This is a genomic window from Chitinophaga horti (assembly GCF_022867795.2).
Classification (GTDB): Bacteria; Bacteroidota; Bacteroidia; order Chitinophagales; family Chitinophagaceae; genus Chitinophaga; species Chitinophaga horti.
Window position 1 is genome coordinate 2666587 of the sequence record NZ_CP107006.1, and the last position, 23396, is coordinate 2689982.

Annotated in this window: 21 protein-coding genes; 1 reads left to right on the forward strand and 20 read right to left on the reverse strand. The window is 47.4% G+C overall.

The features are described 5' to 3' along the window. Nucleotides 1-16 precede the first annotated feature (16 nt). From MKQ68_RS10735 to MKQ68_RS10755, 5 genes are all read right to left on the reverse strand, one after another. On the reverse strand, nucleotides 17-1129 hold the full coding sequence (locus MKQ68_RS10735; RefSeq protein ID WP_264283296.1) for an ABC transporter substrate-binding protein: 1113 nt from the start codon (nucleotides 1127-1129) through the stop codon (nucleotides 17-19). A gap of 60 nt (nucleotides 1130-1189) precedes the next feature. Further along, nucleotides 1190-1759 carry a phage tail protein gene (locus tag MKQ68_RS10740; protein ID WP_264283297.1) on the reverse strand — a complete coding sequence of 190 codons (570 nt, stop codon included), beginning with the start codon at nucleotides 1757-1759 and terminating at the stop codon, nucleotides 1190-1192. Nucleotides 1760-2211: 452 nt separating this feature from the next. After that, nucleotides 2212-2763 (reverse strand): DUF1016 domain-containing protein, encoded by a 552-nt coding sequence (locus tag MKQ68_RS10745; protein ID WP_264283298.1) that lies wholly within the window; start codon nucleotides 2761-2763, stop codon nucleotides 2212-2214. 7 nt (nucleotides 2764-2770) lie between these two features. Further along, nucleotides 2771-3628: a DUF7003 family protein gene (locus tag MKQ68_RS10750; RefSeq protein ID WP_264283299.1), complete on the reverse strand. Its 858-nt coding sequence runs from the start codon at nucleotides 3626-3628 to the stop codon at nucleotides 2771-2773. A gap of 72 nt (nucleotides 3629-3700) precedes the next feature. Continuing rightward, nucleotides 3701-4267, reverse strand: coding sequence for a hypothetical protein (locus MKQ68_RS10755; RefSeq protein ID WP_264283300.1), 567 nt, complete (start codon nucleotides 4265-4267; stop codon nucleotides 3701-3703). 368 nt (nucleotides 4268-4635) lie between these two features. Here MKQ68_RS10755 and MKQ68_RS10760 point away from each other — a divergent pair, with 368 nt between their 5' ends. Beyond that, nucleotides 4636-5595, forward strand: coding sequence for a helix-turn-helix domain-containing protein (locus MKQ68_RS10760; RefSeq protein WP_264283301.1), 960 nt, complete (start codon nucleotides 4636-4638; stop codon nucleotides 5593-5595). Here MKQ68_RS10760 and MKQ68_RS10765 read toward each other — a convergent pair. The 15 genes from MKQ68_RS10765 to MKQ68_RS10825 form a co-directional block, all read right to left on the reverse strand. Beyond that, a complete protein-coding gene (locus tag MKQ68_RS10765; protein ID WP_244838747.1) occupies nucleotides 5592-6218 on the reverse strand; it encodes a hypothetical protein in 627 nt (208 codons plus the stop codon). The genes MKQ68_RS10760 and MKQ68_RS10765 overlap by 4 nt on opposite strands. A 210-nt stretch (nucleotides 6219-6428) precedes the next feature. Further along, nucleotides 6429-7007: a hypothetical protein gene (locus MKQ68_RS10770; RefSeq protein ID WP_264283302.1), complete on the reverse strand. Its 579-nt coding sequence runs from the start codon at nucleotides 7005-7007 to the stop codon at nucleotides 6429-6431. Between the two features lie 109 nt (nucleotides 7008-7116). Next, entirely contained in the window at nucleotides 7117-7575 is a 459-nt protein-coding gene (locus tag MKQ68_RS25820) for a helix-turn-helix domain-containing protein (RefSeq protein WP_349773811.1), read from the reverse strand. A gap of 671 nt (nucleotides 7576-8246) precedes the next feature. Next, nucleotides 8247-8555, reverse strand: a complete 309-nt coding sequence (locus tag MKQ68_RS10780; protein ID WP_264283303.1) for a hypothetical protein — start codon at nucleotides 8553-8555, stop codon at nucleotides 8247-8249. Nucleotides 8556-8840: 285 nt separating this feature from the next. After that, nucleotides 8841-9557 carry a hypothetical protein gene (locus MKQ68_RS10785; RefSeq protein WP_264283304.1) on the reverse strand — a complete coding sequence of 239 codons (717 nt, stop codon included), beginning with the start codon at nucleotides 9555-9557 and terminating at the stop codon, nucleotides 8841-8843. Beyond that, entirely contained in the window at nucleotides 9529-9984 is a 456-nt protein-coding gene (locus tag MKQ68_RS10790; RefSeq protein ID WP_264283305.1) for a hypothetical protein, read from the reverse strand. The genes MKQ68_RS10785 and MKQ68_RS10790 overlap by 29 nt, the downstream gene beginning before the upstream one ends. Before the next feature lie 64 nt (nucleotides 9985-10048). Continuing rightward, complete coding sequence (locus MKQ68_RS10795) at nucleotides 10049-10375, reverse strand: hypothetical protein (RefSeq protein ID WP_264283306.1); 327 nt, start codon at nucleotides 10373-10375, stop codon at nucleotides 10049-10051. 233 nt (nucleotides 10376-10608) lie between these two features. Continuing rightward, nucleotides 10609-10869, reverse strand: coding sequence for an ATP-binding protein (locus tag MKQ68_RS25895; RefSeq protein ID WP_432803742.1), 261 nt, complete (start codon nucleotides 10867-10869; stop codon nucleotides 10609-10611). A 211-nt stretch (nucleotides 10870-11080) separates the two neighbouring features. Beyond that, a complete protein-coding gene (locus tag MKQ68_RS10800; RefSeq protein ID WP_264283307.1) occupies nucleotides 11081-11680 on the reverse strand; it encodes a hypothetical protein in 600 nt (199 codons plus the stop codon). A gap of 6 nt (nucleotides 11681-11686) precedes the next feature. Beyond that, nucleotides 11687-12214: a putative toxin gene (locus MKQ68_RS10805; protein ID WP_264283308.1), complete on the reverse strand. Its 528-nt coding sequence runs from the start codon at nucleotides 12212-12214 to the stop codon at nucleotides 11687-11689. Nucleotides 12215-12231: 17 nt separating this feature from the next. Beyond that, nucleotides 12232-12390 (reverse strand): RHS repeat-associated core domain-containing protein, encoded by a 159-nt coding sequence (locus tag MKQ68_RS25900; RefSeq protein WP_432803737.1) that lies wholly within the window; start codon nucleotides 12388-12390, stop codon nucleotides 12232-12234. A gap of 552 nt (nucleotides 12391-12942) precedes the next feature. Beyond that, nucleotides 12943-13149 carry a hypothetical protein gene (locus tag MKQ68_RS10810; RefSeq protein WP_264283309.1) on the reverse strand — a complete coding sequence of 69 codons (207 nt, stop codon included), beginning with the start codon at nucleotides 13147-13149 and terminating at the stop codon, nucleotides 12943-12945. A gap of 56 nt (nucleotides 13150-13205) precedes the next feature. After that, nucleotides 13206-13622 (reverse strand): coatomer subunit epsilon, encoded by a 417-nt coding sequence (locus tag MKQ68_RS10815; protein ID WP_264283310.1) that lies wholly within the window; start codon nucleotides 13620-13622, stop codon nucleotides 13206-13208. A 15-nt stretch (nucleotides 13623-13637) separates the two neighbouring features. Then, complete coding sequence (locus tag MKQ68_RS10820; protein ID WP_264283311.1) at nucleotides 13638-22550, reverse strand: RHS repeat-associated core domain-containing protein; 8913 nt, start codon at nucleotides 22548-22550, stop codon at nucleotides 13638-13640. A gap of 49 nt (nucleotides 22551-22599) precedes the next feature. Beyond that, entirely contained in the window at nucleotides 22600-23382 is a 783-nt protein-coding gene (locus MKQ68_RS10825; RefSeq protein ID WP_264283312.1) for a hypothetical protein, read from the reverse strand. Between the last annotated feature and the right edge of the window lie 14 nt (nucleotides 23383-23396).

Here is a 23396-nt window from a genome sequence, read left to right on the forward strand (position 1 = left end):
AGTATTTCATAAAATATCATACACAGAGATAGGGGTTTTGCCAGCCGGACAAAGACTGGGCGGCTCCTGCGGCGAGATCGGCATCCGTCCAGCAAACGCCGTCATCTGCGCCGATCAGCTGGTTGGCAGAGCGAAGCACATATACCGGTGAGGTTGCCTGCAACGGCTGTGTACCTAACCGCACTTCCCCGCGTGGCCCTTGCACGCACACCTGCGACAATTGCTCCGATAATCGGGCAGCCTGCCGGACGGTACCACACTGGTTAATCGCTTCTGCGAGCGCCAGCCCGGTTTCATATCCCAGTACTGCAAATGGCGGTGGCAGTTCTTCGAAACGTGATTTATAAGTAGCCACAAAATCTTTGTTCTCTTCGGTCTCCAGCCCCGGATACCAGGTCGTCGCGTGATACATGCCCGCCGTCAAATAAGGATCGTATTGCAGGTTCAGATACGGATTCACAGACACATCCATCTCCAGATGCATGCCCTGCTGGCGGAAACGACGAAGGAATTGTGCCCCCTCGCGGCCGGTCAGCAGTACATGCACATGTCGCGGACGTTGTGCCTGCAAGTGGTCGATCAACGGGCTCGTATCCGTTTCCTGCTGTTGCAGTTGCAAGATGTTCAGATGTACCGCATCTGCCCCCGCCGCTGCTGCACCGGACTTGTAGGACACATGCATATCGTATCCTCCCTCGTAAACAGAGAGGTTCAATGAGGGCGTACCGCCAAACATGGTTTGCGTCCACTTTCCTATCACCCACTGGCTTTTCCAGAGATGCATACTGTTATAAAACAGGTTGGGATGACTAAACCCTTCATCAGGTATACGTGCACCGAGATTGCAGGCAATCAGCGGCACCTTGTGTTTATCGATCTCCGGTAAACAGGCTTTGATCACGTTGTTGTTGAGGATGCCGGTAATCGCATGTACGCGATCGAACAATGCCAGCTTTTGCATGGCATGTTGCACTTTACTTACATCCCCCATATGGATAAACTCCTGCAACCATTCCACCTCATAGAAACATTCGCCCATGCCGAGTTCTATGCCGTCCATGAAATCTTCGCGCAGATTGGGGAATACGCCGGAATAAGGGATCAGCATCCCTATCTTAAACTTTCGCATGATGAATACATGAAAAGAGGCAGAAGCAGACCTGCGCCTGCTTCCACCGGGTAAGCCGAATTAATCTCTTGAAGGGAAAATGCCTTCCAGTGCGATGATGAAAGTCACACCCAAGTAAGGCTGCATGATCGACAAAGGCTGGCTACCGCCCGCTATTGTCGTATTGCCGGTAGCAGCGCCGCCGGTGTTTAACACGGTGTTTGGTGCCTGGCTGTTATAACCAAACACTTCGTTGCCGCTGCTGTCTGCCAGTCCGGCCAGCGTGTTTGCTGAAGCCGAAGGCGTGCCAGTTGTACCACCTGCGTTTGAGGCAGACACCTGGAACGTGAGGCTCACTGCATGCGTGTGCATCGGCATCTGGGCAGACGTAAGTGTAGTATTTGGCGTACCGCCTACTTCACCCAATGATACATTTGGTAATCCAGGCCCCTGGCCCCAACCAATCGGCGCGCGACCACGCAGATCGGGCAGTGCGAAAGTGGTTTGACCGTTACCACCATACGTGGTACCTAACAGGGAGAACAATGCCGTGTTTTGGGCAATTGATAAGATTTGGCCGTTGCAAAGCGCCCAGCCACGGGGTGCAAAGTTTGATCCGAAAATACAGATCAGCGCAAGAAATGGTTCCATTACTTGTGGATTGGTTGAGGGTTAAGAATAAAAACTACAATGCGAATGTTTGCTGCTTAGACGATATAAATTATAGGGTCCGGTTTAAATAAAAAACTGCTAAATGAAAGAAAAGGCCCCTGGCTGATAATCGTCCCGAAGATAGGGAATAATTTGAATTAACAATCGACGACCGCTTACAAAATGCGTAGATGCGCATCCGTAGCGGAGAAGAATTTTGAAAAGCCAGCTGATGTTATAACATCGAAATAAAGAAGTGAAGGCGGGCAACATGTCCCGCCTCCACTATATGTAAAGCTTACACTAACGCCGTGTGAGTGAACCTCAAGTTTTTAAACCAATATGTCAAAGAGCTTAAGCGGACCGGCTATCCCGGTTTGCTTGTGTACACACAGTCTTTCAAGCATCCTTTCGACGGTATCAGGCTGTGTAATGGTGACGCGATCTTCTGCCTATTGCGCGATACTTTCACGTCTTGCTGTACATCGATCCACCACCTCCCGTAACGCATCTTCCGATGGCAATACCAGGCTGTAGCTGGAGGCGAATAAATGTTTGCTTTCTTCCAGCACACTGTATCGCACAATGGTCTGGTCTTTTTCCTTACAGAGGATGATACCCAGTGTGGGCTGATCATCCGGTTGCCGCTTCAGGCTTTCGAACATACGGACGTACATGTCCATCTGCCCGATATCCTGGTGTGTGAGTTCCGTGATTTTCAAGTCGATGAGCACGAAACATTTGAGGATGTAGTGGTAAAAAACGAGATCGATAAAGAAGTTTTTCGTTTCTGTTTTAACCCGGTACTGGCGGGCGACGAAGGAGAACCCGGCACCCAGCTCCAGCAGGAAGGCCTGTATGTTGCGGATCAGGCCTGTTTCCAATTCTTCTTCCGAACTATTCCAGTACGTAAACAGCAACACCGCATTCATGACCACCGTCACCTTATGTTTCACCGCCATCAACATCTTCCGGACCTCATCTACAAATGTCTTTCTCAGCATACCTTTCCTATTTTGGGATAAACCAGGAAGGCACGCCCTGCTCCTGCATGGTGGGCCAGTTAGACCAATGTGTATTAGGAGGTAATGTAGGTGAGTAGCGTGTTACATCTCCCGAAACGATTACCTCGGCAATCATCGGCCAGGTTTCGTAATTAGCAGGACTGAACAACTCATCCTCCTCTGCATTGACCATCCGGTTCAGTTGCTCACGCAGACCTTCTTTACTGCAGCAGCCCGTCGGCAGGTATTCAGACAAGTCCTGGACCACATCCATCAATTCCGTATCTGACCAACACAGCACATAATCGTTGAGATAGTCGCGATGATGCCATTCATCGAGCACCAGCACCTTCTCCAGGTCGTCGGGCAGATATAAGTATAAGTCGAGGTTCGTGGCCCGGAAATGTTTGCGCCGTGTTGCCACGAGATAGCGGGCCGCTTCCACCGTAGCGATATTATCCGCGCTGGCCAGTTCGATGCCCACTTCCGCATACTTTTCCTTGCGATGCGTAAGATACAATACACGGTCTCTCACCATCCAGGACTGCGCATCCGGGCGAAGCTCGGAGCCTTTTGTCGTTTCGTCCAGTGAATCAGTTACCACCGCAATTCCATAGCCATTGATATCGTCGGGCAGCGGTTTCACACAGTTGCCGTAGTAGTAAAGGTCGAGCCAGATCTGATTCACAACCGGCTCGAAACACAGCTTCTCTAACACGATCGCCCACCGGCCATCGGGACGCCGGAATACATTGAGCCGGCAATCCAGTAGTTCGGCAATATCATCGCCCAGGATAAAGAAACGGGAATTACATCCGAAATTATCGTGCTTCAATTGTTGGAGCACATCGTTAGTACATAACATGGTTTTTAGGATTTAAAGGTTAAAATAAAAGGGCCGGGAAACATAGCCCCGGCCCGGGGGTTTAAGTAAAGGTTACGCCATCACGGTTTCAGATTTGGTTTCGTTACCCGGCAAATCTTTTGCCGTAACAACAATCACCGAACCTTGCAGATCCTCATTCTGCTGCGTGGCTGTATACTGCCACTGACCGGTATCCGGATCGAAAGCAGCCTGCCCTTCTTCCAGCAAATTGCCGCCGGACGTTAAGATCTGCACGGCCACGCTATCGACCTTTACATTGTCGGTAGCCACTACTAACACCTTACTGCCTACCGTGCCGTTATAATCCTCCAGGATCACGGTATCAATTTTAGGCGCGTGGAAGTAGTCGGCCACCGCCGTTGCAAAGACGCCACCTTTACCAACTCTTAAAGTACTGTACAGGTCCTTCAGAGAAAGGTTTTTCATGACCTGTTTTGCATAAGCCGTTGCGGCCTTAAAGCGTTCCGTCACCGACTTCTGTTTGTCTGTTGGTGGTACCTTGCTGGCAGACGGAAACCTGCCGATTACCTGTACGCCGTTGATGATACGCATTACTAATTGGTTTCCAAAAGCGCCACTTACACCTGAGGTAATGGCATTGAATTCTGTTCGTTTCATAAATGTTTGTTTTTAAAAGTGAATAATAAAATAACAGTGCAAAGATGGGGGTGAAAAATGTTTTTCATGATAGTCGCAAGTGAACATTGAGGTAGGGTCAATTTGACAAAATCGATCTTAAATACAATAGAGTGGCCGATTACAGCGCCGCAGACATTTCTTCTGCAAAAACACAAAAACAACGCGCCAAAATCAATAACCAGAAAGAAACACAGGCATTTTTGCTAATAACCTGCTAAATATTTTTTTGCTGATTAAATTCAAAATTCTACATTCGCTCAACATTTTTTTAACCTGATACCGAATAGTGAGGATGCATAACAACCTAATCTAGAACCATGCAATTCGCACCTACTCCCCATGAGCACATGGACACCCAAATTATACCGTGTCCGCACCTGTTTCCCGACATGATTACCAATGCTCCTGTCACCCTTATGACGGGGCCATTTGGCCGGATCTTACAGCAGATAGAGGACGGGCAGGAATATCGTTTAACGAAACATTGTTTCGGACTTACGATACCCAAACTCATGCAAGTATCCGTGTCCGAACCTACCCTGGTATTATCTTATACACTGGAAGGCAGCATGGTTATGAAACACAGCCTGCTCGGCGACCTGCCGCATTATCGGGGCACCAGCTATCTCTACTACCTCCCTCCTGGCCTGCACGAAGTGAACGTTCCTGCAGGGGCCTGCACTACCCTCAAACTTCACGTAAGCCTCTCCCTGTTAGAAACAGCCTGTTACAAGCGCGATGAGCTACAAACATTGTTGAAGCGCGTAAAAGACGGCTGTCCTGAGGGCTGGGTGATGCCCATGGTAAATACCGGCATGAAAGGCAGAACGATGACCCGGCAAGTGACCAGGTTGCAGGACACCGGAGGGCTTCGTAAAATAGCCATAGACAACAAAGTGAGGGAATTTTTGCTCCATTACATGAAGCAAAAACCTATCAGCCCCAAAAAGCAGAAAAGAAGAGAGGCACACGTTTGCGAATCGCATGTGGAGAAATTACGGCACGCCCGGCAAAGAACCCCGGAAATGCAGCAGTTGTTTGGCAGCATGGCCTCCGTGGCACGTGTACTGAACATGACTAAAACACAATTGAAAAACGCCTGTAAAAAAATGGGCATGCGGTTTCCCTCCCTGCAGAAACGCTGGAAAATAGAACATGCCTGCGAGCTGTTGCTCGATGGCCAAATAAAGATCGACGCAGTTGCCACTGAGTCGGGGTACAAGGAACCACCCCAGTTTTACGAAGCTTTCGAGCAAGAAATTGGCTGTACGCCAGACACGTACAGGAAGAACAAACTGAAACCCTAACCGGTGTTAGCCATGTTGCAAATGGATCTTACATTTTGCCTACCGGCGATACGTATGCTCGTGCTACGATGTTCAGGCGTACCAGTTGCTGGTGTTGTTAATTCATACCGGCACTCATTGCCCGGCAGGTCGACTGCCACCACCTCTACACGGCCACCCTGGGCGATTGTAACGGGACGGTATATCCAGCGATCGTCGTCTCCCCGGCCTGCAAGACCGGATTCTAACAACGCACCATTGGCATCGTATACCATAATCTTTACCGCATGCACCTGAAAATTATCCGTAGCATGTACCATGACCGTACCATCGGCTATATGCACATCATGAATTTCGGGAGCGACGAGAAAGTCTGCGATTGCGAGGTTATGAATGTTACGCCCGTCCCGGACGGAGGGCTTATAGTGGGCTGTCAAGTCGTTCGACGCCCGAACTTTGGCCGAAAAATTTATGGCCTTACTAAAATCCGCCCGTGTACGCTCCTGGCCGGGCGTTCCTTTGCCAGGTCGTTTGGGTGGTGCTTTAGCGATAATTTCTTTGCCGTGGCGGAAGTACTTGACTACCTGTTTGCCGAACATCCCCGTGGCACCTGACGAGATGGCGTTATATGAACTTTGTATCATGTTTTTTAACGAAGGTCGGAATTACATTGGCTTTTTAGCTAGGCGCAAGTTGACATTGAAGTAGGGTCAACTTGACATCTTTGGGGGGATCGAGGGTTGGGTGACGGTTGGGTGAGGGTTGGGTAGGCTAGTCATTCAGTTGCCGGGGTTCGTGAAATCCATATATAAGCAGCTAAACCGAACCATGAATAAGATTTCAACCTTACACAATCAACTTCTCCCATAGAGCTTCACATTCGATGCATGAAGTTCTATTGAATCTCCGTTTTCGAACTCCAAATAATAGTAACCCCTACCGTCATCAGTAAACTCCAACAATTCACCGTCTTGCTCAAAACGCCCTCGATAAAAACTATTGAGCGAACTTGAATCGGGGGTCTTTTCCAAAAAAACATTCAACTTATTTACCCGTGCACCCAGAGGTTTTAATAAGTGTTGCTCATCCTGTTTAAACAGGTAATTACGACTGTAAGGAGTTTTCTTATAAGGCTTATCGTTAAGTAAAATGAGTTGTTGGGCGATAGCAGCATTCAATGCTGTTAGACTGGTGAAGTCCTGGTTACGCAGTGGCGCAAAAATGTTGTTGTATACAATATTGACCGCCCGTTCCACCATTGCTTTGTCACGAGGGCTATACGGTCTGGTTGCGCTGAAGGTGGTACAGTAATGCTCGCCGAGCTGAGCGCAAACGTCTGTAAATACGGCTTCATAACGATCAGGACGGATTACAGCTGTCTTCAGGTTGTCGCATAAAATCGTGGCCGGAGCGCCACCGTAGAACTTTAGCATGCCATTGATACAATGAGTAAAGTCGACAGTCCGCTGTGAGTGTACGGCCTGACAAAAGATAACGCCACTGAAGGGAAGAATGGCGACAAAGACCTCACACTCAATACACTCACCAGTGGAGGAGTCTATGTAATGGCTTTTTGCCCGCAAAGTCAATCATGATTGTATCTGCCGGACTGTATTGCAGGTGCATGGATAAGTCCCGGTTTTTAAGATATTGAGCGAAGTGATAGCAATAATGACTATAAACATAGCCGTCCGGGTGCTGATCTATGTATTCCTGCCAAAGTAACGCGCGGGTAACCCCTGTTTTGCTTATTTCATTTTGCGCATACTGAAAATGTGAGGTCAGCTGCGCTAATCGTTGCTCATCATGTGCAAGCAAGTCATTATTATAGGCAGTATCGGCTAATTCCTTGTCGGTTAAGGCATGAACCGATTCCGTCTTTTCTGCTATCAATTCGAGATATTTACGAACCGTATTGCGGCTGATGCCGATACGACGTGCTATCTCACGGATACCGATACCATCTTCCTTTAGTTGGACGATCTGTTTTAATTGTTCCATCGCTATAGGTTTTTGCGCCATGCTCCGTTTTTGGAAGCAAATGACTGCAAAAACTCTTATCACCGGTACCTGCAGGTGGGTCAACATGCCAGAATGCCAGTCGGCTCCAATTCTGAAAGGGTGGGTCAACATCCCAGAATCCCGGTGTCTCAGTTTTGACAACGGGTGGGTCAACATCCCAGAATGCGACAAAAAGATGTTCCAGGTTGGCTCCAAACGGGTGGGTCAACATCCCAGAATGGTGGGGCAACATAAAACAGAATGGTGGGTCAGCATGGAACAGAAATTACAGTAATCGCGTACGCTGTTCAGGCGGTTATTGGTGACAAAGCCATCCTGGCGGTTGTATTTGTACTCCAGGTTATCCATGAGGGAACTGCCGGCACCCCGGCGTAGGTACCTGAGGATATTGCATAGCGAGGCTGCGCGTGGTAAAGCAGGGGGTTACCGGGGGCAATACGGTCAGGTTACTCTTCTCGCCTACTTCTGCTATGCGGCTAAGGGAATCGTATTTCGTATAGCAGAAGCGGTTAGCCGGGCTGCCCTGCATGTACTAGATGCTCGATGCATTTATCGCTAAGGCTAATAACTAAGTGACATATCACAATGACAAAACCCGGCTCAATGTGGCCGGGTTTTGTCATTGAAAGATTGGAATAAGGAAATATAAATCATAATGCCCGTCCTATAATACGTTCTAATTCTTCTTGCACTGCTGGGAGCAATTTGATATCTCCTCGCTCAACCGCCTTGACAAGTGAATCCAAGGTAAGTACTGTCTCAGAATGAGGAACAATATACTCTCTAAACGTTTTTTCAATACCTGCACGGCGGGAGGTATCATCTAACGCTGTTTCCAAATCAAAATATTTGTCATACTCGCTTGGAATGCGCTGGAATATGTCACCTATATCTTTGACTAACTCCTTTGACTTTTTATAGCTATTTCCAAAAGCACCTTGAATATAAACCTTCATCATCACATTGTATTTAATGCTGTAATTTGATCGCTGAGGCTCTAAACGAAAATGCATTCTACACTCTCCTTAAACCACCCATTAAACACATGTTCCAAATCATTGGCCTTTGCAATTTCCTTAAAAAGGACTTTAAACTCTTTACTTTCCATATTTAACTAATAAAGATCCGAAAAACTAAACGGCTTGAGTCCAATACAATATCGAACTCAAGCCGCCTAATCTTCAACCCGTCCAAACTTTTGGGGTCACTTCATGATGGCCAGGCTTCGGTACTCCTGTGACGATTTAAAATTCGGGAACTAATAAAACAGAATTGCAATTTGGACATTTACACATTTCAAAGTCGTTACACTTTACTTGCCAAGCCTCATCGCAATATGAGCACTGTACCCAATTCTCTTGAACCTTAAGCGCAAATGATTCAATACCTGGCAACTTAAATTCCAAAAACATAAGGTATTTATATTTATCAAAAACCTCAACTTCATACAGGCCTCCATCCACTAGCTTCTCATAAAACAACACATCGTCTGCCTTTTCTTTAAATGTGATTAAGGGGTACACATCGCCGTTTCCCGCTATTCCTCTTCCCAATACAAAATACCTGGACAACCGGCTATCTTGCACTTCAAACAAAAAAGAAGGAAAGGACTTGGTATATAAATCATGCGTAGTCAATATTTCGTACCACACTCTTCCTTGAAAAAAAAATACTCCATACACTAAGTAATACTGATTAATATATAACTCATCACTAAGTGGAGTTTTATTGTATTTCTGCCAACCATCTACTAAGACAGAATCATTAGCTATACATTTAACTACCATTTTATTAATTTTTAAACAGAAAATCCTGGCGGGATTTGTCTTGGTGCTAGTTTGCGGGATCGCATTAATCGTGAGAGTTTTGAGACTGGCGGAGAAGCGTAAATAGTGCTTAGTTAAGTCCAAATTTTCCTGCGTCACGCGATCTTTACAATAGCGCTTGTTGAATGTAATCAACGAGAACGTCTTTATCAAATTCAATAATGGCTGATGCCACTTTGTAATCCTCATCCGATAACTTCAATCTGGGAATATCTGATGGCGAGATATGATGTCCTGTAATAGCCGTCGTAAAGCCATAGCTCACGAGAACGTAGCCGCTGGTGAGTCTTTCAACTCTAAAGCAGCCGAGGTACTGATCTGAGAAATCTACCGGGAGATACACCACATCGCCCGTGCCAAGCTCTAAAACGAATTCGTGCCAACGGGCTATCAACTTTTCCAGAACCAACGTTACCTTAAGATCACCTGACATCCCGGGCATAAAAGCGTGGTCAATGGCGAGATAATATGAATCGACTGTCTCGACTAAACGTAGTTCATCAAAAACAATCAGTATATCTCTGTGGCTATCATCAGCCTGGACATTTGTAATTCTAATCATAAATTTATCCTGGAACCCGGCCGACAGTAATATATGCCAGCCTTAACTTCGCGCTCAGAACCATTCAAATATCTGTAAAAATTTTCAGCAATAGCGCTTCCAAAAAGAATAAAGCCGCTAATACTATACTTGCAAGTTTAGACCATTTAACAAATTTCAGCCTTTGAAGAAGTTCCTGGTTGTCAGAGTTTTTAAGAATCAAGTCCTCAATAAAAGACTCCCTAAACGCCCAGTTTAAATCATACTTGCTCCAATAGTCAAATGCTGCTATTTTCTCTGAGACATCAATCCATCTGTAGTAGATAGACTTCTTATTAAAAATAAAAATGCTCAGTGACAAGATTAAAAGAGATCCGGTGATCAGTAGTAGAGCAATCCCAATTGATTCCATTTCACCAGGTTTTAAAACGCCTATCAGGTTGGCTGATTCGCAAAATAGCCCCAAGATTAAGTACATAATGACTGTGCACGAAGTGTTTACAGTAAGTAGTTTATATTTCAATCCTGTTTGCTAGATAATAGCTTCTGGATAAATAGCTGTCTATTACGGTGATGGTGGGCCAGTCAAAACGGAACATGCTGGGCCAATGATTACGGAGTCAATGGGCCACTTTCCTATGCAATTTAGGGTATTGATTTAAGATTATGAACTGAGTTTTTTTTCTTTCTGAGTGACTCCCCTTGTAATGTTAGTCTGTGAGAGGCGTACACTAACCTGTCCAAAATAGCGTCAGCCATCGTACTTTCTCCTATAAGGTTATGCCACTGCTCCACGGGTATCTGCGTGGCAATGATAGTTGCCGCCTTGTCGTAACGTTCCTCGATGATATCCAGGAGTGTGGTACGCGCTGCCTGATCTCTGGCGCGTCTGCCCGGACGGCAAATCCGTAATAAGGCAAACTAATCGAAGGGCCTCATTAATGCCCCTGCGTTTACAGTAATCCATAAGCACGCTATAGAAGACGGACTCAGGCCAGTTCTTCACTCTCCTTGAAACGACTTTAAAGCTCGTTCACAGTACCATATCCGAGTGAAATACGTTTCGGGCACGGTACTGTTACCGACTGTTATTAAAGTACTTGATTTAACTACGCCGTTATCGCTTCTTTTTGCCCAGCCGCACTATAAGCTTGTCGATTTCTTTATTAACATCTGAATTATAGTTATTCCTTTGACCTTCCAAAAACAAAGCATCCTCCTTGCTACCAACTTTCTTATACAATTCAATAACCGCGAAAGGATATTTAGGAAAAATTTTCTCCAGAAAACTCTTAAGTTCCGCAGAATCTTTGAACCCACCCTTTTCAATCAGGCCATAAACTAGACCTTGCCTTTCGAAGGTGGGTGGCTCCTTCAACAATTGATTTTTCAACCATTCACCTATATCATATGTCTTAGCCATAGCTAACACATAAGCAACCCCCCACATAACCGACATATTGTATGTATTTTCTTCAAAAAAGTCGATTATTATAGTCGGATCAAATGGTTCATCGGCAGAGATTAATGACCGTAACAAATGATCTCCACTGCCTAGATGCTCTTGATACACATTTTTGAATGATCGTAAAATGGCTCTAACCACATCGTGCGGAAGGCTTTTCTGCTTATAGATATCATCAATTCCATCGTAGCTGAACCCCATGGTGCTCAACTCACTGATTAACTGTCCTTCACTTTTAGTAATAAACATCATTTCGCATTAGTTTGTCTTTTTTGGAATGGTCTTTATAATTACGTTACCTTTCGTTGCTTCTTCTTTCAAGGTTTTGGATACCTTGTATCCTTCTCGTAACCAAAGAACAAATTCGCGCCCTGTATTTTTTGCATGTTGAATGCCATCTTTTAACTGTCTACTCAAATGTTGGTACAAAACGTCTTTTGTTTCTTGCAGTTGCCTCGAGTTAGATCCGTCCGCTATTCGTGGCTTACCCGTAACTGGTCCGTCGTATCTCTCTTTCGCCGCATTTGCATCCATACTTGTTGCTCTTTCGGCTTCAGCACCTTGTTTTACTGGGGCTGCCCCACCCTTCGATAGTTCCGCAAATGCGACCAGATTAATTCCCAGATCTAATGTGGCGATTGTTGTAACACCGGTACCATGCAAAGAGATTACACCACCCACTGCAGCTGTAGGAGCTCCAGCGACCGCTCCAACGCCGGATAGTGATGCTGCGCCGCCAGCTGCCATCGTTGCCTTACCACCGGTAATTTCAGAAGCTCCCTGCACTATTGCAAGCGCGTCACCTAAAGCTCGGCCAGCCCTATAGATCGTCCTGTCGTAATCATTATCATACCGTCTACCGGCCTATTACTAGCAAACTGATAAGGTGTTAGCTCCGCATAACTCTCAGCCAACGGATCCACACTCAAAAACCTCCCCACCCTCGCATCATACACCCTCATCCCATAATCCTGCTGCCCTCCATCACCTTTCCCAACCTCAAATAATCCTGCATACTCACCACATCTTGCCGCTTATCTGAAAGCGTCGCCAACACATTCCCTAAATGGTTCGATAGCTAATACGCTTATTCCCTAAGAAATCCCGAGCTGCATTGTTCCCCTCGTCCGCACGTTGTGACGCTCCTATGCCTCAAAATCTCACTTTGCGTATTTGTTCATAATTTTTGTAAGCAAGAAGCTGAACAAGGTTGGTGCGAGAATCACTAAGTACATTAGCCAAAGGATGTTTATTAGCGGATCAAGATCAGATATGACCGTTCCAAAGTTTGTGAATATGTATATTCCATAAGTTAATGCCAGTGTTAGCAAAAGGCTGCCTGGTATAGTGACCAACTTGCGGTTTCCCTTAAAAGTGGAAACTTTGTTTACCACGAAAATAATGATGGGTATCCATATGAGTACTGGAAGGAAATACATAAGTTAAAGATTTTAATTTTCACCTTCGCCTTCGCCTGGTTCAAGATCAGGAGCTGGTTGACAAGAGGGTGAGAGTCACTTAATGAGTAGCGCCTCTAGTTCAACTTTTGCTAAGTAGAACATTTTTTCGAGCCAAGCATTGGGCCCCTGCTTAATGGCAGCTTCAAGATAGAGTTGATATTCTTCGGTTGAATTTTGTTCCAATTTCATTAGTGCTAAAGTGAAGTTTGCCTGACAAAGCTGGCGGTTATGCAGTATAGGGATACTTACTATTCTTTCCATTAGTTCGCTTTCGCTTATTGCTGCAGTTGCAAATTGTGCCAAAGGCGCTGGCCAGCCTAAGTTTTTTTCTTTTTTGGAACTAGCTTTTCCAGTTTCCTCCTAATAACTTTTCCTCCTTTTATATCGCCGGTTTTGATCGCCGCAAATAACAGCAATAGTTGTAGTTCAACGCCACCTGCCGCATCTGTATATAGGCTTTGCTCACCTGAAGCCCATGAGGAAATCGCATTTTGATATTCCCCCAAGGCCCAATAAGCAATTCCAAGAAATATAAAGTCACTATCCACCTGCCCATTGTCTCTATCGATAATTATCAGTGATAGCGTTACGCAGTCTTGGTATCTATTTAAATGAAATAAAGCATATAGTTTGTTTCTGAGGTTGAATAGATTTTCCTCGGTCTTAGACTGGTCGTCCACAGCTTTTACAGCTTCTTCAAAATTTCCCTCAGTTATTAAATTCCAAATGTTCATTTTTTATTATTTTATTTATTGTAGAGCTCCGGTAGCAGGATCATAAGTTAGTAGCTGAGTATTAGTTGGAAGCTTACCACTCCTTACATCACTTCTAAATGTCCTCGCACCCGATGGTGTGCCTGGTTTGAAATCTGCATGAAAATTATTAGGTGCCCAATTTGAATTTGGGTACTGCGACGGATGCAAACCTCCTGTTACTCGAACATCTGCCCCCGCAGCACCTCGTGGGGTAAATGAAAACTGCGTATTCGGATATCGTTGTGTAAGCTCCGTTGGCAGTCCTACACCAGTCCCTCCATTTAGTTGATCATAGTGGACGCGATTTCCAAGATTTACTGCATTCCTGACGGCAGGATTGTTGGTGCCCCTTGCAACATTGTTTGCAGCATTCGCGCCAGCGGATACCTGATTGGCCGATGTGGCGGCCTGAGTTGTTGTTGCGACGGTAGCTTCAACAGATTCCGTAGTAGCTACATTTACCGCGGGTTTAGCCGCGCCCACAGACTTCATGCCTTTGCTTACCAGAACCATTGCGAGTACGTCCTCGTAGGTATGCGGATCTGTTGCGATCTTCTTTAAATCACGCCCTTTCTGTTCAAGTGTGGTATTTACTGTCCAATTATACCCTGCGACAGCTGTGCTGCTGATGTCTCCCCAAATTTTCTTATATCCATTTCCACCGTCTGCTAGATTATAAATGGGATTCAAATTAGCAACCATTTCGACGGATCCTACAGCCCCATTCCATATACTTATGGCTGTATTTCCGGTGAATTTTCCCGCACTATGGTACCATGCGTCGCTTGAAGCATACTCCATTTTTTGGACTTTCCCCTTGGAGAAGTCAGCCTCAAGCCCATCTAAGTCACTAGCCTGGATAGGAGTATTCGAAGCAAATTGATAAGGTGTGAGTTCTGGATACTTTTTGATCAAGGGATCCACACTCAAAAACCTCCCCACCCTCGCATCATACACCCTCATCCCATAATCCTGCTGCCCTCCATCACCTTTCCCAACCTCATTATCATTCTCCTTCCCATTAAACCCATAACGATAACCTGCCACATTCAAAGACCTCCCAGGCTGCACCATCCCGAACGGATAGTAGTCCTGCATACTCCGCACATCCGCCGTCAACTCCGCCCCGGGATGCAATTCGTCGCTCACCACCGCCATCACGTTGCCCAGGTGGTTCGACAGTTCGTACAACTTGTTCCCTTCGGTGTTCCACGATTCTGTGGCGGTTTTACCTGCCTCGGGGTACCAGCTGCCCAAGCGCGAAGATCCGTACAAAACCTGTTCTTTCAAACGGGTGGTGCCACCGCTTTTCTCATATATGCTGAGCGGGTTACCCTGCGCATCACGTACGTACCAGGTCTCCGTGATCTGGCCACCATTATTATGCCATTTGTACACCCTGTTGCCTGCCCCGTCGTACTTGTACTCGAGGTAGGGCTGGTTGTTTTTGGCAATTTTGCGGAGCTTTCCATACACGGACCACTCTAACCGGGTGATGTTTTCTTTCACATCTGCCCGCAGGTTGCCGATGTTGTCGTAAAGATAGTTGTTTCCGTTCTGATCTTTCAGGTCAGGTTGGCCGGCGGGGGTGGTCGCGATGTCCTTGATATGATTCAGGCGGTTATCTATCTTCTTTCCATCCGGTGTGCTCACATAATGATAGGTAAGATCGTCGATCAGCACGTCTGGGGTTGCACCATAGCGCTTATAGAACTGGATGTTGCCGTTCGCGTCATAGTTGATGTTCTCGCCATAAGCAGTGGCTTCGGTTCCGGACCAGTTGGTAGCACTGGTTGCCACCTGATCCTGCCTCATCTTCACCAGCCTGTTTAACTGGTCGTAACGATAGGTGTAGCCGGTAGTTTGTCCCTGGAATACGTTCTGCGGCAAGTGGCTGTTTAAGGCTAACGTAGTGCTGGCGATGTTCCCATTATAAAGGTTTACGCCCGCCGATGTACCAGTACCGGGCTGCCAGCCAAAGTCAGCTAGAGGGCGGAAGGGTGCGATTGGCTGGTAGTCGCCTCCGTAATAGTTAATACTGTATCCGAACACGTCTCTTGGCACAGAGATGCGTACGCCCTGACCATCACCGCCTATGTCTGTTTGCGGGTCTAGCTTGCTGCTGTTGATCTTCTTTAACCAGCCTTGCAGGGTGTATACGTAATCCAGTCCCTGCACGGCATTCTTACCGAGGACCATTCGGGCCAGGGGCTGATGCAGATAGTATTCGTACGAGGCATCTGTGGCCCAGTTAATGGCAGAATTAGGGGTAAGACCGGTTTTGGCCGCTACCAGCCTGTTCCTGGCGTCATATTCATAACCATAATAGAACTGGTCACCTTCTCCCCGCTCGTAACCTACCATATTCACTTTTCCACTCGCAAGGTCATAGTCATAGTCGATCTTTTTCTTGTCCGTGAGGCCGGGCAGCTTGTGCCACAGGGCTTTCACGTTGCCTATCTGGTCGTAACTGTAATAGGTATACTGTTCTACGGTGTTTTCTACCTCTTCGAAAGAGGTGGCAGACACGCGTTTGCGGAGGTTTTCCTGCTCATTCAACGCGGCTGCAGTATAAGGTGCATCGTATAAGGTCTTCGTGATCTGTGACCGGGTACCGCCAGCCATTATATTTCCGATGGTCGTGTCCGCGAGGAAATGGGTATTGGTTGTAGGTGATGTCGATACCGTTTTTTCACCAACCTGTACGATCCGGGACTGCCCATCATATACGGTATAACTATACCTGTTTGATGCACCTAAGTTTACAGGGGTCTGCTGCTCCTGGTTCTGGGAAAACACGAGCCTGCCCAGCTTATCGTACCAGAATTTACTGGTGCCGGCGTCGGGCGATCGTTGCGTTGTTACGCCACCCAGTGACTGGAAGGCATAACTGGTGGGTAAAGTGTGCGAAGGGTAAAACGGCTCCGGCTGTACGCCAGGCGTTCCACCACCCGGGCCAGCGGGCTCAATTCCATTCGCAGGGGTATTGAAGCGCCCCCAGAAAACACGGGCTGACTGCAGATCGGCGGCATGACCCGGACTTACCCCAAAGCAATACTGCGTGGCGTTTCCTTCGATCTCTGCGTCTGTCAGCAGCCGGTTGTAGATGCGCAGGTGTTTCAGATGATTCGCACGCTGCGGATAAATAAACTGACCATTTTGCGAGGTGATTGTCCATGAGCAAACGGCTGGCGTAGGCGATGCAATCGGCGGACACAATATTCCGTTTACAGACACTGACAAACCGGGGCGCAACAGGTTGTTTCCCTGTGCAACGACATGTATCCACTTATCGAGCGGCAACAGCTGCTGTATGTTTACGGCAGTCCGATAAGTCAGGGCCGAGCTAGTCTGCTTCGTGACAGGATCGACCTTGAAGATGTCGAGTGAGAGCTGGTTGTTATTGATACAATAGCTCACGATGTACTCGTCGACGCCTGCCGTCATCACCATCTGCGTTCCATTTGCCGAAGTGGCTGCATTATACAACCACATTTCCATGGCAGCGGGTGTTTCGGAGCGTAAAGCATTTCCTAATGCCGTATAAGCGTTTTCCGGAACGGTGTTACTTGCCGGACCGTTTCCATAGTTACATTGTTGTGACTGGGCCAGCCTGGCGGCGGTTACTGCCTGCCGCTGTGCAACGGTCAATATCTCGACGCCTTGGGGAGGCACTGTTCGTACAAGGTTACCTGCCTGGTCGTAATAATAAAGGGTATAATGGTATACCTGCCAGGGCACGTCGGCCAATAGCGTTGGCTTGTTATTACCGCAATAAGCAATATAACTTTTACGGAAGGCGCGTTTATGGCCGTCTATGTACTCCATGTAAGCCTTGCGACCTGCATATGCGGCATCGTCCACCACATTGAGCAAACAAGTAAAGGGGTCTTCACCGGGCACGTCCGCGTATATCGGGCGGTTGCACAACATATTGGTGGTAGAAGGATTTGTGGCCAACTGCTGTATATAAGCCGCATAATCTTCATACCCCATGGTGAATCCCCAGCGCTGATTCAGGAAATTGGTGAGTATTGTCCTGTAATGCTCGTGTGTAGTAGCGGCCGACCAGTCAGGAATACTGGATGACAATGCCGACATCGCCGCTGAAAAATCAGTGGCAGTGACACATCCTTGGGCCGATGGATCTAAAAATACGGGCAATGCAAGGGTTTCATCAAGTATATAACGACAATTGGTACATCCTTTCTGAAGCGCGGCCAATTGGCCAGGCGTAAGTTTCATAGCGGAACCGAACTTCGCCAGGACGTACTGGGCGAATGTTCCTACCGGGTCAGCGTTATATTGCGATTCGAGGGCTGCCAGTTTAGCACATATATCGGCGTTCACAAAGTCTACCTCTAAAACATTGGCCTGGGGCTTAATGTCGTAAGGAAGGGGCGCTTCGATCAGCCAGGGATTACAATCCATATCCAGGGCAGACATATTCAGCACACCCCTGATAACATCTTCAAAAGAACTGTAGCCTTCAGCCGTGGCCCTGCCGGAAGGCAACGTGCTGGCACCGGCCATATGCTCAAGGTCGGCACCTAGCTGGCATACCTCTACAAGTTTTTGCCGGAGCAGGTCGCGGGTGTTTGTATTAATACCGTTTTGCTGCAGGTACTTTTCAAACTGTTTCATCCAGCCGTCGGCCATCCCCTCGCAGGTAGCGCGGGCATTGGTAACAACTTCGTTCAACGCCTGCCCCTGTTGTTGCGTGACGTCATTTGCCGTTGCCGGTACAATAAATTCGTAACCGGGTACGCCGGCACGAGATATTTTATGACCAAATTTGGCAGCGCAACTGGTCACATCAACGCAGGAAATCGAGAAGAAACTCAGTGATATATTGGTGCTATCGCCAACGTAAAAACTGTGCTTGTCGTTGTCATTATCAAAGAAAAACGAGGCATAAGTATCATGGTTAGTGCGCAGTACTATCTTGACTGTTTTGTCACCAATCGGGACCGTATTCTCTTCGCTATATCCAAGCTCGTAATACCAGAAGTCAGTACCCTCGGTCCTTGTACCTTGTAAAACAAACTGGTTCGGGCAATTAGGGTCCACGGGAAGTGAGGAAGACTGGCTCGACTCAACCACGTTACTGTTTACAGGTAATTCCGGTTCGGCAAAAGCTGTTTCCGCGTCCGGCGCCTTCGTGCAGGAGCTCACCCATACGTTGCTGTAATGGATGGCAGGCCTGTTCGCCACCTTCACCGTATAACAGTCATAAAAATCACTTACCTGGAATTTACAGTAATCCTTCGGGCCACCTATCCGTGTGCCACTCACCACCCAGTACTGTTTTATTGAACCGTTCTCCGGATACTCGAAGTAAGAACCGGTTTGCACCGTTGTGGAAGGCATATCGGCACTACCAGCCGTACCCGGACACGGATATGTTGATGGCAATGCCTGGCATTCGATACTGGAAATAACGATTGAAGCCGGATCGATTTCTCTATCCACGTTAAATGCAACCTGATGCTGACCAGCGTCGAGCATGACAGCATCTACCTTAAACAGGGAGCTGTATTGGGCCGGATAGGTAAAGTTGATGACGGTGTTCGTTGATACGGTAGCAGCGTATTTCAATACGAGACGGTGGAACGGATCAGTAGGTAACCCTCCCTCCGATTCTATGCGGAAGTCGGCGGGTGGCAGGCAATATTGTTTAGCGGGGTTGCCTGTTAAAGTACCAACCGGGCACTTGCCGCTGCAGGGGCCTTCGGCCATGGAACGCTGGTAATATTTTTCCTTCAGTTCCATGTACTTCTGGCGGTACATATCCCACTCCTTATTCACCACCCGGCAGCTGGCATCGGGTGTGCATTGGTTCCAGGAATTTCCCTGGGCAGCCAGTGTATTAGTATTGAACGTTTCGTTGGCGCAATACAATGAGTAGTTAACAAATGCCGAAAGCGATTTAAGATAAAGCGATGAGGCATTTACACCCAGCACCCGGGTGGAGTAGCCAATGAGGTCGGCACCAAACTCACTCCGATAAGGATAGCCTGCTGCACCCACCGCAAAAAATGGATCCTTCGCCAACAGCCATTCTACCTGCGTTGCATTGTATCTGACCCCGAGTATATTAAAGAGATCATCATCCGTTAGCGCCATGCTGTTAATACGGCTATCCCAACGGCGGTAGACCTCATTTGTTTGACAGGACTGGAATGCACAATACTCAGGATGATGCACTACAAACTTCTCCGCCCACTCCTCGCGCCAGTAAGTAACCAGGTCTGCCTCCGTAAATGAAGCGTCGTTAGGTGACCATTCTGTCCCGTCATCCAATTTAAACTTATTGTCATTCCATGCGCCGAAGTTGTCGGGCGTCCGGGGAAATACCTGCCTGAAATGAAGGGCGAGTATGTTCGTTGCCGGTTCCAACACATTGCCTTCTGCATCAAACAATGCATACTGGCCACCCGGACTAATATCCAGGATCAATTGGCGCTTTAGCCCATCGCAAGGTGAGGGCTGGCAGTCATTGCTGTTTATAAGCGCGGTACATTTTGCAGAGAGGTTGTCGTATAACGATCCTGCCCAGCTATTGAACAACGCAGTATTCCCTGTCAGGTCTACATTATTCGCCTCCAACTGACTGCTCAACCTCGCTATGAAGTTAGGCTTCGCTCCCAGGACTGCAGCACAGGTCCGGCAGTCATTGATACAATTGGTAAAGTCTGCTGTTTGCAGTTGTTCATAAGCGAACTGGAAAGCGGACTTCAGATTTGTATTCTGAGCAATATACGTTTCTGTGTAATTCCTGATCGCGTCTTCACTAAGCGACAGTTCAAAAGATACGTTATAGGTGCCAAGTCTGCTGATATTGGTTTGCACCGTGTCCGTTCTGATACCATCCGCATCACAGTCAGCCAGTGCCCGACCAACATCCGCCTGTTTACGGCCAACGAGCTTACCACAATCATCCGTTACCCGTATATTCAATTTGTAGTAACAGTTGCTGCAAATCTGCACACCACTTTCATTGTACTGCTTGATGAGCTGATCGACCTGGTAGGTAAATACGGCGTTGCCAGTGTTAGAAGCCAGGTAGCTGCCGGAGCCGGTAAGCATCAGGCGACTTTCGTCGAAAGTGAAGTCGGCAGGTTCCAGCATATTGAAAACCTCCCTTGTTACTCCCACCGCTGTGGAAGACAGTGCATTCAGGTTATCCGGCTTTGCTCCCGCCAATGCAGTGGCAATAACCTTTCCCGATGCATTCAGGTAAGATACACTCACCTGCCCATTGCCATCTACCGTCATATTTTTAAGGTAGTGAGAAGCATAACCGACATCATTACCAAACACCCTGTCTAATTCCCATTGCCCTGGCTTACCATAAAACATCTGTGTGGCCTTGCCTGCGGCACCAGGCTGAAATAACTCTCCTACTCCACCTTGTACGGCTACCCGATTTGTGTTATCGTTAGTGTACCTGGTTACAGAGAAAGGGTAACCACCGGCGTTGGGAACATAATACTTATATGGCCGTTCTGCCTGATCTGCTGCCCGTTCGCCGGCAGCGGTAGGCAGGAAAGCATTATTTGCACTGTAGTAAGAGCCCAGTTTACCCAAGCTGGTATTTACCGGGAGGGGTTTTAAAATACAACTCGCGGAGGAGCCGCCATAGGCATCAGCGAAATTATAGCGGTTGTTGGCTCCGTTATACAAGTCATCCGCCTTAAAGGACAGTTCCTTTCCCTGGACCGGAATTGGCATGGTTTGCAGCAGTGGACGGCCAAACTCGTCGTATACCTGGCTTTGTACAATTACATGGTCATCGGCATTCGCCAGGTTAGTTGGCGCTTCCGCAGCCATCAGTGTTTGCCGGGTGCGTGAGCTTCCATCCAGGAACGTGATCGTTTCCTGGCGCTTGCCATCTTCCGCAAACGTGGCGTTATATTGCCAGTTAAAGTTGGGATGGAACCACTCCTGCGATAAGATAATCACAGCCGAAACAGCCGATCCGCCCTGGTTCATGTCATATACCCAATCGCCTTCGGTTCGCAGACCATTGTCTTCGTCCACGGTCCGGATACGCACAAGTAAATACTTAGTATTGTTTACCAGGCTTATCGTGAAATTTTCTTCGGATACTGTTGCACGCGTAGCATTATTGCGAAACATTTTAGCCAGCGTCGCATGCGGTGTGTTGACGCCGCTTAGTTCCAGTATTTTTCCGTTAGGGGATTCATCATCTATAAAAGTATACTCAATATCATACTGTTCTGCCGCTGCTTCAATCTTATCCCAGGTGAGATGAAGTAAAGTACCGCCAACAGGTGTAGGTGTAATATTTCGCGCCATCGGGTTTCCGCCGCTTTCGTCGTTCTGCGAAATGCTAAAACTTGGCAGCAACTGCCGGTCGGGCACGCCGTGGTATTTGCGCTCCACCACTATTTTATTAGTGATGCGGAAGATGGGCGGCCGCTCATCACCTAGTTCGGGGCAGGAGATACTGTTCACCGTGACCTTCACCATATGGCCGTTCTGGAACCAATAGCTATCTTCGGGTTTGAATGTTGCGCCCTTTACGGGATCGTAATTAATCTCAAGTTTTGCATGTTCGATAACCACAGGCTCTGCCTGGTCGGGATTGCTCCAGTATTCGATTTTGAGATCGACCTCGCAACTGAACTTTTGTTGCGGATAGGCGGTCGTATCGCGGTACAGGCTGAATGTAACGACATTCGTCACTTTTTTATTCTGAACACGACCCCAGTCGTAATCCGGGTTACGGAATTTTTCGTCCCGCACGATCACGCTGTCGCCCTGCTTCAGTTTTCCTCTTATCTGGTTTTGATAAGGCTCTACCGCAGCCAACAGGGACTTTTGCCAACCTGCTATCAACAACAGGCTGTAAAAGATCACCTTAAGTATGCTTCTGGTCATTTTGTATGGATAGAAACGCATGTCTTTTAAAACATTAAGGAGGTTAACACTACTGGGCAAAAATGATTTCATAGTCTTTCAAATGACCGGCAGGAACGAGTGTTCCATTTTCACGGTGCACATATCTGCTGATATCGAACAGACCGGTTTCTGCGTATCCCTTTCGCCATTGCTGCACCTGCACATGCAACAGCTTATCCCTTCCAGTATCCGTCGGATCGCTGAGGTCTGACATGCGCATGAACAGGCTTTTCATCAACCCGGCACTGTCGTATTGCAAGCTATACTCCCGGCAGGAGATGTGATTCTCCCTTGCAAGCTTGATTTCGGTAAGCCCGTTTACCTGGGTTTTAGAAATGTCGTACTCCTCTTTCTCAAGTTGTTTCAGGTCGAGCGTCAATGGCGTTTTAAAGCCCCTGTTCGCCTGCCTGCCGGGAAAGACTAATATTTTCCGAAAATCATGCTGAATAGAAATCTCGCCACCAGGCAGGTGAATCATCTCGTTATCGCCTAGCCTATAGTAAACCGCCGTATCGTTTTTTGCATATTTAAATTCCACGTTCATGGAATTGGAGGGGTCGGCCAAATCTTCTGCCTTATTGAAACCCGTGATAGTAAATACGCGCAAGGAATCGGTAGCCTTCAGCACCCGCATCATATCCTGCAGTATTTCTTTCTGCCCGGGCTTAATCTTATAGGCAGATACTTCCGACGCTTTATTTATCACTGCTGTCTTCTTCTTCCCGATTTCAGGCGTAGCCAGTGCAGCCGCCGCGATAGCCAGAATAGCCATCGGGGCCAATATTTTCATTACACTTATTCCCAGTTTCATCGTGTTACTGATTA

Excerpts from the sequence above, each read along its gene's own strand:
- MKQ68_RS10735 (WP_264283296.1), bottom strand. The coding sequence starts at position 1,129 with ATGCGAAAGTTTAAGATAGGGATGCTGATCCCTTATTCCGGCGTATTC.
- MKQ68_RS10740 (WP_264283297.1), bottom strand. The coding sequence starts at position 1,759 with ATGGAACCATTTCTTGCGCTGATCTGTATTTTCGGATCAAACTTTGCA.
- MKQ68_RS10745 (WP_264283298.1), bottom strand. The coding sequence starts at position 2,763 with ATGCTGAGAAAGACATTTGTAGATGAGGTCCGGAAGATGTTGATGGCG.
- MKQ68_RS10750 (WP_264283299.1), bottom strand. The coding sequence starts at position 3,628 with ATGTTATGTACTAACGATGTGCTCCAACAATTGAAGCACGATAATTTC.
- MKQ68_RS10755 (WP_264283300.1), bottom strand. The coding sequence starts at position 4,267 with ATGAAACGAACAGAATTCAATGCCATTACCTCAGGTGTAAGTGGCGCT.
- MKQ68_RS10760 (WP_264283301.1), top strand. The coding sequence starts at position 4,636 with ATGGACACCCAAATTATACCGTGTCCGCACCTGTTTCCCGACATGATT.
- MKQ68_RS10765 (WP_244838747.1), bottom strand. The coding sequence starts at position 6,218 with ATGATACAAAGTTCATATAACGCCATCTCGTCAGGTGCCACGGGGATG.
- MKQ68_RS10770 (WP_264283302.1), bottom strand. The coding sequence starts at position 7,007 with ATGCTAAAGTTCTACGGTGGCGCTCCGGCCACGATTTTATGCGACAAC.
- MKQ68_RS25820 (WP_349773811.1), bottom strand. The coding sequence starts at position 7,575 with ATGGAACAATTAAAACAGATCGTCCAACTAAAGGAAGATGGTATCGGT.
- MKQ68_RS10780 (WP_264283303.1), bottom strand. The coding sequence starts at position 8,555 with ATGATGAAGGTTTATATTCAAGGTGCTTTTGGAAATAGCTATAAAAAG.
- MKQ68_RS10790 (WP_264283305.1), bottom strand. The coding sequence starts at position 9,984 with ATGATTAGAATTACAAATGTCCAGGCTGATGATAGCCACAGAGATATA.
- MKQ68_RS10795 (WP_264283306.1), bottom strand. The coding sequence starts at position 10,375 with ATGGAATCAATTGGGATTGCTCTACTACTGATCACCGGATCTCTTTTA.
- MKQ68_RS10800 (WP_264283307.1), bottom strand. The coding sequence starts at position 11,680 with ATGATGTTTATTACTAAAAGTGAAGGACAGTTAATCAGTGAGTTGAGC.
- MKQ68_RS25900 (WP_432803737.1), bottom strand. The coding sequence starts at position 12,390 with ATGAGGGTGTATGATGCGAGGGTGGGGAGGTTTTTGAGTGTGGATCCG.
- MKQ68_RS10810 (WP_264283309.1), bottom strand. The coding sequence starts at position 13,149 with ATGGAAAGAATAGTAAGTATCCCTATACTGCATAACCGCCAGCTTTGT.
- MKQ68_RS10815 (WP_264283310.1), bottom strand. The coding sequence starts at position 13,622 with ATGAACATTTGGAATTTAATAACTGAGGGAAATTTTGAAGAAGCTGTA.
- MKQ68_RS10820 (WP_264283311.1), bottom strand. The coding sequence starts at position 22,550 with ATGACCAGAAGCATACTTAAGGTGATCTTTTACAGCCTGTTGTTGATA.
- MKQ68_RS10825 (WP_264283312.1), bottom strand. The coding sequence starts at position 23,382 with ATGAAACTGGGAATAAGTGTAATGAAAATATTGGCCCCGATGGCTATT.